9 protein-coding genes and 1 other RNA gene are annotated in these 10,970 nt (G+C 51.2%); all 10 read left to right on the top strand.

Going from position 1 to position 10,970, the window contains the following annotated elements; translation table 11 throughout:
- Nucleotides 1-222: 222 nt before the first annotated feature.
- The 10 genes from CAG22_RS03515 (at nt 223) to CAG22_RS03465 (ending at nt 10,969) form a co-directional block, all read left to right on the top strand.
- Nucleotides 223-519 carry a hypothetical protein gene (locus CAG22_RS03515; protein ID WP_013974305.1) on the top strand — a complete coding sequence of 99 codons (297 nt, stop codon included), beginning with the start codon at nt 223-225 and terminating at the stop codon, nt 517-519.
- Nucleotides 520-618: 99 nt separating this feature from the next.
- Nucleotides 619-1,010, top strand: a transfer-messenger RNA (tmRNA) gene (gene ssrA, locus CAG22_RS03510).
- A gap of 187 nt (nt 1,011-1,197) precedes the next feature.
- Nucleotides 1,198-2,454, top strand: coding sequence for an integrase domain-containing protein (locus CAG22_RS03505; RefSeq protein ID WP_023534599.1), 1,257 nt, complete (start codon nt 1,198-1,200; stop codon nt 2,452-2,454).
- Nucleotides 2,455-3,396: 942 nt separating this feature from the next.
- Nucleotides 3,397-4,377 carry an integrase domain-containing protein gene (locus CAG22_RS03495; RefSeq protein WP_085704395.1) on the top strand — a complete coding sequence of 327 codons (981 nt, stop codon included), beginning with the start codon at nt 3,397-3,399 and terminating at the stop codon, nt 4,375-4,377.
- Nucleotides 4,374-4,667: a hypothetical protein gene (locus CAG22_RS28690; RefSeq protein WP_085704393.1), complete on the top strand. Its 294-nt coding sequence runs from the start codon at nt 4,374-4,376 to the stop codon at nt 4,665-4,667. The genes CAG22_RS03495 and CAG22_RS28690 overlap by 4 nt, the downstream gene beginning before the upstream one ends.
- A 219-nt stretch (nt 4,668-4,886) precedes the next feature.
- Nucleotides 4,887-5,411 (top strand): TIR domain-containing protein, encoded by a 525-nt coding sequence (locus CAG22_RS03485; RefSeq protein WP_085704391.1) that lies wholly within the window; start codon nt 4,887-4,889, stop codon nt 5,409-5,411.
- Nucleotides 5,412-5,417: 6 nt separating this feature from the next.
- Entirely contained in the window at nt 5,418-6,608 is a 1,191-nt protein-coding gene (locus CAG22_RS03480; protein WP_085704389.1) for a toll/interleukin-1 receptor domain-containing protein, read from the top strand.
- Nucleotides 6,605-7,429 carry a hypothetical protein gene (locus tag CAG22_RS03475; RefSeq protein ID WP_085704387.1) on the top strand — a complete coding sequence of 275 codons (825 nt, stop codon included), beginning with the start codon at nt 6,605-6,607 and terminating at the stop codon, nt 7,427-7,429. The genes CAG22_RS03480 and CAG22_RS03475 overlap by 4 nt, the downstream gene beginning before the upstream one ends.
- Before the next feature lie 383 nt (nt 7,430-7,812).
- On the top strand, nt 7,813-9,300 hold the full coding sequence (locus tag CAG22_RS03470; RefSeq protein ID WP_170929258.1) for a TIR domain-containing anti-phage reverse transcriptase: 1,488 nt from the start codon (nt 7,813-7,815) through the stop codon (nt 9,298-9,300).
- 547 nt (nt 9,301-9,847) lie between these two features.
- Nucleotides 9,848-10,969 carry a nucleotide kinase domain-containing protein gene (locus tag CAG22_RS03465; protein ID WP_170929257.1) on the top strand — a complete coding sequence of 374 codons (1,122 nt, stop codon included), beginning with the start codon at nt 9,848-9,850 and terminating at the stop codon, nt 10,967-10,969.
- The last annotated feature ends 1 nt before the right edge of the window (nt 10,970 follow it).

Below are 10,970 nucleotides of genomic sequence, written 5' to 3'. Positions count from 1 at the left end.
GTGAAGGGGTGGGGCGAGTTCTCCCACGGTCTGTACTGCTGTGAACAGTCAGATTCGGCTTTTTCGTCCCACCACCCCTTCGAGTATCACCATACAAGCGGCTTCAGCCGCGAACACCGGCAAAGCCGGTGCCATCCCGCCAGCATCCCGATTGAACCCCCGCCAATCCCCCACAGTCCACCCTTACAGGCCCACCTTCCAGAGGCCCAGAAGGAGACTTCCATGAAAGGTACCGCGCTTTCGGCCCTGTTCGCGGCCGCCACCCTGCTGGCTTCGCCGGTGTTCGCCGCCGAAGACCTGTGCACCGCCAACCTGCAAAAGATCGACGACAGCATGGCCACCGCCGGCGCCACCTCCGAAGGCCTGGACAAGGCCATCACCGAGCACGTCGACAAAGCCAAGGCTGCGCAAGCCTCGGGCGACACCAAGGAATGCATCGCCATCACCAGCAAAGTCCTGGAGCGCCTGGAAAAAACCGAGAAAGGCAGCGGCACCAGCGGCGGCGGTAGCGGCGCGTGAGCCCAAAAGCGGGCGACCGGACCGGCTGTCGACGTCGCCCGCGCAATGGCGTATACTCCACCTCACGTACCGTAAGGTGCGTTAGCTTAGAGCTAGTGTGGGGCCGATCAGGATTCGACGCCGGTAGCGAAACTCTAGGTGCATGCCGAGTTGGTAACAGAACTCGTAAATCCACTGTTGCAACTTTCTATAGTTGCCAATGACGAAAACTACGAGGGCTACGCTCTCGCTGCGTAAGCAGCTGAGCCCGCTCTCCTGGTAGCTTCGGCTCCAGCAATCATCAGGGGATGCCTGTAAACCCGAAATGATTGTCATACAGAACAGGATCGTCGTGTAGCACGTTGGGGGCAAAGCGACTAAAACTTACCCAACTCGTCCAAAGCACCCTGCCCGTCGGGCGGCTGCGGATTAACTCAGTAGACACGGCTAAGCATGTAGTACCGACAGCGGAGTACTGGCGGACGGGGGTTCAAATCCCCCCGGCTCCACCAAATGATCAATCAAAGACGTCCACGGACGTCTTTTTTTGTGCCTATAAGCCAGTAAATACGCGGCTTCCAGCGCCTTTGCGGTCTTTCAAGAGTTTTTGAGTTCCAGCCATTCGGGTATTCCAGGCGGTATTCCAGCTCACCCGGTGCTAATCTTTGGAATACCGAATCAGTGCTTGAGGACAATCTCATGCCTGCTCAAAACCTCCGCCTCTCCGATCGACAGCTCAAGGGAGTCAAACCCGCGTCCAAGGATTACGTCCTCACGGACGGTGACGGTTTGCAGCTCCGCGTACGCAGCAACGGCTCGTTGCTGTGGAATTTCAACTACCGCGAACCGGTGACCAAGAAGCGCATCAACATTGGCTTCGGGACCTACCCCGAACTGTCACTGGCGAACGCACGAAAGAAGGCAGTCGAAGCCCGCGAGCTGCTCGCTCAAGGCATCGATCCGAAGGTGCAGCGCAATACGTTGAATGAAGCCAAACGCGCGGAAACCGAACACACCTTCGAGAACGTGGCCACCGCCTGGTTTGAACTCAAGAAAGACTCGGTCACCCCGGCCTACGCCGAGGACATTTGGCGGTCGCTCACGCTGCACGTGTTCCCCGATTTGAAGACGACGCCACTGACGAAGATCACCGCGCCGATGGTGATCGCATTGCTTCGTCCAATCGAAGCGAAAGGCAGCCTGGAGACGGTCAAGCGTCTTAGCCAGCGGCTGAACGAGATCATGACCTACGGCGTAAATTCCGGCCTGATCTTCGCCAACCCGCTCAGCGGGATCAGGGCGGTTTTCAAGAAGCCCAAGAAAGAGAACATGGCTGCGCTTCCGCCCGAAGAACTCCCCGAGCTTATGCTGGAGATCGCGAACGCCAGCATCAAACGCACCACTCGCTGCCTGATCGAATGGCAGTTGCACACGATGACTCGCCCCGCCGAGGCAGCGACTACTCGCTGGGCAGACATCGACTTTGAAAGGCGCGTTTGGACTATCCCTGCGGAGCGGATGAAGAAGCGCCGCCCACATAGCATCCCGTTGAGTGATCACGCTGTCGCACTGCTGGAGTCACTGAAGACTCACAGCGGCCATCGCGAGTACGTCTTCCCGGCCGATAGAAATCCACGCACTCACGCCAATAGCCAGACCGCCAACATGGCGTTGAAACGCATGGGTTTTCAGGATCGGTTGGTTAGCCACGGCATGCGCTCGATGGCCAGCACCATCTTGAATGAACATGGGTGGGACCCCGAACTCATTGAGGTCGCACTGGCGCATGTCGACAAGGATGAGGTGCGCAGCGCTTACAACCGGGCCGACTACATCGAGCGCCGGCGTCCGATGATGGCTTGGTGGAGTGAGTACATCCAGAAAGCCGCCACCGGCAGCCTGCTCGCCTCTGCATACGGCCAAGTCAGAGACAAAAATGTGGTGCCGATTCGTTAGCACTGTGCAGGCGCAAGAATTGCGGTAACAGCTGAACGTTCGTGACTCGGGGCAAGCAGCCTCGCTTATCCGCTTCTCAGCGCGGGTCCATCCAAACAGGGCTGCAAAGCCGCCCTGTTTGGATGGACCTTATTTTGAAAAGCTAAAAGCACGACGTTGTCCAGGATTTACCACGGAATTCCACCGGTGGATAACCGCTTTTCACGCCCCCAAGAGCGCTGAATTTCGGCCCTTGACCGAGTTTATCCACAGGCGTAGAACTGGCCGTGCAAAGGCTGTCGATGACAGCACCCCAGGTGACCCGAACCTTGAAGGTCACGCCGCTCCCCCGGTGGTTCTCCCCAAGGGCGATTCGCATCCGGCAGCTCGCCCGGTCACTACCCATGTGATGGATGCTCTTACACATATAGCGCTCGTGCGCCGGATACACCGTACCTCGCTGCCCTGCAGCAACCTATCCGCTTGGCCGACTACTGCGCCAACCTGTGCCCGTCTCTTTCTTCTGGAAAGAGACGGGCACTTCTACCACTGCTGCAGCCCCGATCGCACATGGCTTTGCGGCATTCCCCCTCGTGACAATCGGCGTGACAAACGCCGATGTCACCAGCAACAGCGTTGTAGATGATGGTGCCGCAGACCAAGGAATGGACTGCACCTGACTGACAGTCAGGCATGCCCCGGTCATCGCATTGCTGCTTGCACATGGCTCAGGATCTTCAGGCGCAGGTCTCGTCAGCCAGCGCTGCCTCCACCCGCCCACCGGTAACGGTGCTCAGGAGGCCAGATCACGAGATGCCCTTGCTCCCGGACGTAAGGAGCCGCCAGTCCCGCGTTAGAGGACACCCCCACAGGTCGCAGGGGCCTTGATCCCTGATAACACTCAACATTCTTGGCGGGATGACGTGGGGCGAGGATCGGAGAACGGTAGATGAGGTAACTGACATGACATTGGTGGGTAGACGCGATGGCCGCAACTTTGGCTACGGTAGGCAACTGAGCTATGCAGGACCGCAGGCACTGAAAGACATGTTCGGCGGTGGCCACTACGGCACGGTCAAGGCGCACAGTGATCGATGGTTGGCATTCGTGAGGTGGTGCCGCTCCGAACAGGGGCCCGGCATCAATGATGCGCGGCAGATTGATAGAAAGGTGTTGGCCGACTACGCGGATTATCTTCGCGAGGTAGTTAGGCGCGGTGACCTCGCCATCAGCACCGCGCAAAATCGTCTATCCAGCGTTAACAGAACCATGGCGGCGCTTCGCGGTGATCAGTACGTGAAATTGCCCAGCCCGAGCAAGGCGTTGGGTATGCAGCGCACCGGGGTTCGCCACTCGGTGCCGCAGGGCCAAGACCGCGAACAGGTTAAGCAGATCGTTGATGCTCTTTGCTGCGATCATCAGCAGCGGGCCGCCGCAATTGTTCTGTTAGCGCGAGCCATCGGCATGCGCCTACGCGAGGCCATCTTGGCTGACCTTCCACGGCTAAGCCGTGAGGCCACCAAACTAGGCAAGATTAACGTTCAGGAAGGCACCAAAGGCGGCCGCGCCGGGGCCTCGGCGCCACGATGGATAGCGGTGGACGGCCATGTTCGAGATGCACTTAAGTTTGCACGGCAGGTGTCGCCTGTGGGTAGCCGCAACCTGATTGCGCCAAACGAAAGCTACCTGATTCTTCTGCAAGAAAGCATCCGCCCGGCGCGGGACATCCTGCATGCACACAACCTCAAAGGCTTCCATGAGCTACGAGCGGCGTATGCATGCGAGCGCTATGAGCAAATCACCCAACACCGCGCACCTATCAACGGCGGCCAATGTTGCCTGATAGATAGGAGCCTTGATCGGGAGGCCCGGAGGCAAATCAGCTATGAGCTGGGGCACGGCCGGATCGATGTGGTCGCGGCCTACATAGGAGGCCGCAGATGAGTAAGCCGTTCGACATGGAGCTATTCTTGGCTGGAGTCCTGACCGGGTCGCACGCGACTCGGAAACGCCATGTGCTTCAAGCAAAGACAATTCAGGCTAAAATCGCTGAGCGCTGGCAGCGAGAAACACCTTGGTGTTCGCAGAGAAAACACTTGGCTTGGTTTCTTGAACATCACATGCGCCTCCGGAGTGAGGCGACGCGGTACTATTATGTGCTAACGATTCGGTTGCTCGCTCGACGCCTAGAAGCACCATGGATCTTCAATCTTAGAGCCGGGCCAGGTAGGTAGTCACACCGACGACAGCAACCGGCTAGAAGAAACTAGGCTAATTTCTCAATCAGAACCCAGAGCGATTCGAATTGGCCGTTACCGCGCGAAGCAAAAAAGTTATAACAGCGCTAGCTTCTATTCAGAAGCTAGCAAATTTTCGTGCTGGACAACCTGAGCGCGGGATTATAGTGTGCTGGATCATTTATGATCATGTATGGCGATTACTAAGGAGGGCTAATGAGTTATGGAATTTTCAGGGCAGCAGTGAAACACAAAATATTCGTCAGCTACCATCATCACGCTGACCAAGCCTACTACGACGCTTTTTCAAGCGCATTTCACGACACCTACGACGTGATCTACGACAACTCTCTTGAGCGTCGCATCGATAGCGATGACGTTAATTATGTGATGCGCCGAATTAGGGAAAACCATATCACTGGCACCTCTTGCACGGTCGTACTTGTTGGGGCAGAAACCCCAAAGCGAAAGTACGTTGACTGGGAAATTTCGGCAACGCTTGAAAAAAATCACGCCCTGATTGGTGTACGCTTACCTACTGCTCGCTTGACGCCTGACAACCAGTATGTTCTTGTTCCTGATCGGCTTCTTGATAATATCAAATCTGGGTTTGCTTCGTGGCTTACCTGGGAACAAATCACAGCCGATCCCAGTCAGCTTGGTCAATACATAGCCGAGGCAAAGAGCCGGAAAATCTCACTGATCAATAATACCCGGGATCGTCGGGTCCGCAATGGGTAAGCGCAGATGACTGAATCAACTCGCCCGTTCCTAGTTGTATATATTGTGTGGCACCCTGCTTTTGCCGGTGGCCTCGCCATCGCCGAGATCCTCCGAGAGCATTTTCGTCGAAAGTTGTACGAAAATATCGCAGGCGGCACTGGGCTCAGCGTTATATACCGGTACGCAGTGGCACAGGACTCCAGCCAGCCTCTGCCAATTGAACTTGAAGACGCAGACACCACCGCCATTGTAGTGCTAGCGGACAACAACCTCGTTGACGATGCAGCTTGGACGAGCTATATCCAAGAACTCTGTCAGAATACTGAGGCAGCCGGTTTAGGCAAGAGAGTCTTTCCTGTCGAAATTGACAACGGTGTGCTAACGCGCTTAGGAACTAATGAGCAAGCGCTACTATGGGCCCGCTGGGATGGGGAACTTGCCGAACGTGGTCGAAGATTGACTGCTGCATTGACATACGCATTTTGTCGGTTGTTACGGCATTACCTAGAGCACCTAACGCGCCCCGACGAAGAAGAGGAAGCACTAGAAGCCTACCTTAAGAAGGTACAAATATTTCTTAGCCATTCAAAACACGACCAGCATGGAGAAGAAATTGCCCGAAACGTCCGAAGTAAACTTTACAACACACCTGGAATGGACAGTTTCTTTGATGTCTATGACATTCCAGCTGGCCTTCATTTTCAGAAAGTACTGATCCACAAGGTGCGCGTGAGTGCGATGGTCGCCATTCACACTGACTCTTACTCATCACGTGAGTGGTGTCGGAAAGAGATTATCGAGGCAAAGCGCTGGCACGTACCTCTTGTTGTAGCCAATAGCATTAGCGAAATAGATGAGCGCGGCTTCCCTTATATGGGCAACGTACCAGTAGTCCGACTGGAACCTGGAAGCGCTGATCGCATAGATTTCGTTATTGCCCGACTGCTCGACGAGGTTTTGAAAAATTTCCTTTGGCGATGCCGTGTTCAGCTTGAGGTAGCAGATGGAAATCTCGATCCCGCAGTTATTTTCGTACCGAGACCCCCAGAGCTTATTTCACTAGCAAGCCTGCCATCTGAAGCGGAGATACCATATCCGGTGATTGTTTATCCAGATCCACCACTCAGTGCAGAAGAAGAGCGGCTATTCGCAGAGATATCACCTCGGGTTCAACTACGTAGCCTAACGGAATGGAAAGCGGGAGCTGTGCGATGAGCTACCAAGAGGTTCTCGGACAGAAGACCATCGCGATCTCCATTTCGGAAAGCCCAGACATGTCTATTCTAGGACTGGGCGATGAGCATTTGCGAGATGCCATGGCCGAAGTAGCTCGTCATTTACTCGCGCTCGGAGCGAGGTTGATCTATGGAGGGGATCTGCGACAACATGGATTCAGCGACCTACTATTCGAGCTAGTTTCCCGACATCGTCGAGACGCTGACGAAGGAGATACCCGTCCCGGAGTAACAAACTATCTCGCTTGGCCTGTGCATATATTGCAGTCGATGGTAACGTTGGAGACTCAAATTTCCGAACTCGAAGAGTCTGCGGAGCTAGTTCTTCTACGAATCGACGGTAGCGTGCTACCAATTGAAGAGCGCCGCGGATTTGCGCCTACGATACCTACAGACCAAGAGTGGGCAGACGGGCTTACGTCCATGCGTATCTCTATGATATCAAACTCCGAGGCAAGGATCGTTGTTGGTGGTCGAGTAGAAGGCTACAAGGGAACTATGCCTGGCATTGCCGAAGAGACGCTTTTGTCGCTAAGAGCTGCCAAGCCGGTTTTTCTAGTCGGTGGCTTTGGGGGATGTACTCGTGATATCGCTGAAACCTTGGGTCTAATAAAACCCCGACCTACATCTAATCCTGGATGGGCTAAGCGCTGCGAGTTCGCTGCATTTACCGCCGCTGATCTTAACAATGGATTGACTGCAGAGGAAAATGCAACACTTGCATATACTCCGCATATCGACCAAGCAATAATGCTAATTCTGCGGGGATTGATTCAACTAACCAAAACCGACTCCTTATAAATCATAGTTCAAAGCGCCGAGCAAGTAGACTTTAGTCGCCTAACGCAATCTGCGATTATTACATGAAGGGTCGACCAGTGGGTCGGCCCATCCAGGAAATTTTTACCCTTCAACAGGTAAACCACCTCGACAGGCTGGTTTTTTCTCAATCCGTGCTCTGACCTTCTTGCACTGTGACTTTCTTTCGGTTATAAATGGCGCATGCACCCCTCCAAGCTTTAACTATGCAGTGCGACCACTGCAATCATTCGTTAATGTAAGGATATATGCTACTGTGAGTTACGTTGAGACTATAGTTCGCAATGTTATGAGTCTCGCGAGGCGTAAGGTAAATGGCGGGGGGTGCTGCTTTAACTCCGGCAGCATGCAGTCCGGAGGTTGCCTTGAAGCTACTCAACCCACCTTCTCGCTCAATTTTAAAGCTCAACTCCATTGATGAGCTATGCAGTATTCTGGGCGTTCAAAAAGGGCATCTACTTTACATATGCTACAAACGTTCAGATGACTTAAAGTACCAGTCATTTGAAATGCGGAAAAAACGAGGCGGTTTTAGAAAAATTGACTCCCCGCAAAAAGGACTAAGGGTTATCCAAAAAAAATTAGCTGAGATTTTTGAGGAAAATATAGAGTTCAAATCCTGTGTTCAGGGCTTTATCAAAAGCCGCGGAATTCTAGAAAATGCGGCACTACATAAAAAGTCCAATTGGATTTTAAATGTAGACATAAAAGACTTTTTCGGATCAATCAATTTTGGGCGCGTCAGAGCGGCTTTTATAGCCAAACCCTTTGAGTTTCACCCCAATGTAGCGACGGTCGTCGCGCAAATTTGTTGCTTCAAAAACTACCTTCCCCAAGGGGCTGCAACGTCCCCGATTGTTGCGAATATTGTAGCCAGCACTCTAGACAATCGCATCCTGAAGTACATTCGAAGTCAACGACTCATATACTCTCGTTACGCTGACGACATAACCATTTCAGCAAAGAGGGTTTTCCCAAATGAAGTTGCCCATATAAATGATGGAAAAACCATTATCGGCGAAGACCTTGCCAATATATTTTCCAGGGCGAGCTTTGAAATAAATGAAAAGAAAAGCAGGCTTCAATCCAAGTATAGCCGACAAGAAGTCACCGGCTTAATTGTAAACAAAAAAGTTAATGTGCCCGCTGAATATAAAAACAAACTAAGAACAGCTATTCACCACTGGATTGATGACCCAGTAGACGCCGAGCGAAAATACTACATTGATGTACTTGGACTTAGCCCGGAGGACGCGGAGCTAACCAAAGATGGTAGCAAGCTAAAGCAGAATATCTATGGTCGACTTTCATTTCTTTCAATGGTGAAAGGAAAAGATGATCCGACGTATATCAAGCTGGTTTTGAAAATGGCGGAGCATGATCCATCGCCGCCGAAATTTATCAAGAGTATAAAGGCTGAATATAAGATGTATGACGTATTTTTATGCCATGCTTCCGAAGACAAAGAAAAAATTGTCGAACCTCTCTACCAGGAATTAAGCAAGATAGGTATTCATGCTTTCTACGACACAAAAGAAATTGGCTGGGGAGACTCTCTTGTCGGGGTAATCAATAAAGCGCTCCTAAAGTCAAAGTATGTTATTGCTGTGATGACGGACAGCTCAGTTGGTAAAGCCTGGCCTCAACAAGAAATTAACTCCGTATTGAACGGTGATATTTCCGGCGGGACGAAAAGATTGCTGCCGCTAATCTACGGCAATAAAGACAACATTCTAGGTAATAACTTCCTTATGAACGACAAGCTTTACGTAGAATGGAAAAACAATCCCGATGAAATAGCAAAAAAAGTTCAGGAATTACTGACACATAACGAGTCGCTTAATAGCCGATAGGCTCTGCCACCCCAAACTCTTAAGCTTGGTAAGCATACATTTTTATCGAAGCATAAGAAGCTGCCATGCTTCGACGAGCGTTTGCCAAAACAAGGTTTTGGTGAAAGACCTCGCATAACCCAAACCTATGACCTAAATCGAGCGGTAGCGCTCCCTCGGCAAGTGGTAGGTTAGTCAACCAGAATGTACAGCGACCTGGCTATCGACGCAATGTTGATGGCCTTGTGGCGATGCAGGCCTAATCCATAGAGAAGCCTGGAGGGGCATTTCCAATAACATCGATATGCTTTATAACATTAGATGTGGACACAACAGGGCTATGCAGTTTCTCCAGCAGGGTATGAAAAAGCCTATTTTCTGAGCTTCGAGATATCCTACGCAACCAGCTCCGACCTAAGTCTTACGCTACCGCCCGTCAATTTGTTTTCGCCAAAAAATTGACGAGAATGATTCAGTTAAGATACGCGTACAAGGAAAGGATGCATTTTATGTGTAGTGTCATGGGCCAAGTCTGTGATAGTAAAGTACACGACGATGGAGAGGACGCGTGAAACTAAAAATTGAATCTAATGGTGAAAATTATGAATTACACTCACGTTCGAGGAGTAATGAGACTGAAAAATGCTTTTTGGTAAATGTGAGTCCTGTATATGAAAGCTACTGGCGTTTTGCAGCTGAGCGTCAGAAAGTCTTCAAGAAGAGGTTGTTTGCGGAAGATGCTCCCTGGTCTGATGACCCTGTTATTTCCGCTTATAAGTTTACGAACGCCTATCGTGCCTCAGATCGTGTAAGCCAATTTCTAATCAGGAACGTTATTTACCGTTCAGATCTTTGCGAATCACGAGAGGAAGTTTTTTTCAGGGTCATCTTGTTTAAACTTTTTAATAAAATTGAAACCTGGCAGCTTTTGGAGCAAGAGCTCGGCGAGATCAGCTATAGAGCTTATACGTTTGACAATTACGATCGAATTCTAAGTCAGGCCATGCGTTCTGGCGGACGTATATATTCGGCCGCTTATATAATGCCCCCAGGAAGCTCTGCATTTGGATATCCAGCGAAGCATCAAAATCACCTGAAGCTGCTTGAGCGGATGATGGAAGATAAACTTCCAGAATTTTTAAGCAGTCGAGCCAATATGAAGCAAGCCTTTGAAGCAATTAGGAACTACCCCTCAATCGGAAATTTCCTAGCTTACCAGTTTATAACAGACATCAACTACTCAGAAATTACTAACTTCTCCGAAATGGATTTTGTAATTCCGGGACCTGGAGCCCTCGACGGCCTGAAAAAGTGCTTCAATAAAACTAATGATATTAGCGGCGACCAATTAATTAGATTTATGTCCGAAAACCAAGAGCACGAGTTTGAGAGGCTGGGCATTGAATTTGATTCGTTATGGGGGCGCCCACTCCAACTCATTGACTGCCAGAATATTTTCTGCGAGGTTGACAAATACGCTCGTGTTGCTCATCCAGAAGTAATGGGTATATCTGGGCGCACTCGTATAAAGCAGAAATTCTCTCCAACTGCCTCTCTAGAGATCCCATGGTACCCACCTAAATGGGAGATAAATAGCAGAGTTGCAGCTGAGTTTAAGGAGCATAAACCTTCCAATTGTCGACAGCCTTTTGGAAGTAGTCATCAGAGACAGCTAAATTGGAATAAATAAA

The sequence above is a fragment of the Pseudomonas sp. B8(2017) genome, from assembly GCF_002113575.1.
Taxonomy (GTDB): domain Bacteria; phylum Pseudomonadota; class Gammaproteobacteria; order Pseudomonadales; family Pseudomonadaceae; genus Aquipseudomonas; species Aquipseudomonas putida_Z.
The sequence above is the reverse complement of the archived record's forward strand: the minus strand, read 5'-3'. Positions and strand labels throughout refer to the sequence as shown.

Bases quoted from the DNA above. Each gene is read 5' to 3' on its own strand.
- CAG22_RS03485 (WP_085704391.1), top strand. From the start codon at position 4,887: ATGAGTTATGGAATTTTCAGGGCAGCAGTGAAACACAAAATATTCGTC.
- CAG22_RS03480 (WP_085704389.1), top strand. From the start codon at position 5,418: ATGACTGAATCAACTCGCCCGTTCCTAGTTGTATATATTGTGTGGCAC.
- CAG22_RS03475 (WP_085704387.1), top strand. From the start codon at position 6,605: ATGAGCTACCAAGAGGTTCTCGGACAGAAGACCATCGCGATCTCCATT.
- CAG22_RS03505 (WP_023534599.1), top strand. From the start codon at position 1,198: ATGCCTGCTCAAAACCTCCGCCTCTCCGATCGACAGCTCAAGGGAGTC.
- CAG22_RS28690 (WP_085704393.1), top strand. From the start codon at position 4,374: ATGAGTAAGCCGTTCGACATGGAGCTATTCTTGGCTGGAGTCCTGACC.
- CAG22_RS03495 (WP_085704395.1), top strand. From the start codon at position 3,397: ATGACATTGGTGGGTAGACGCGATGGCCGCAACTTTGGCTACGGTAGG.
- CAG22_RS03515 (WP_013974305.1), top strand. From the start codon at position 223: ATGAAAGGTACCGCGCTTTCGGCCCTGTTCGCGGCCGCCACCCTGCTG.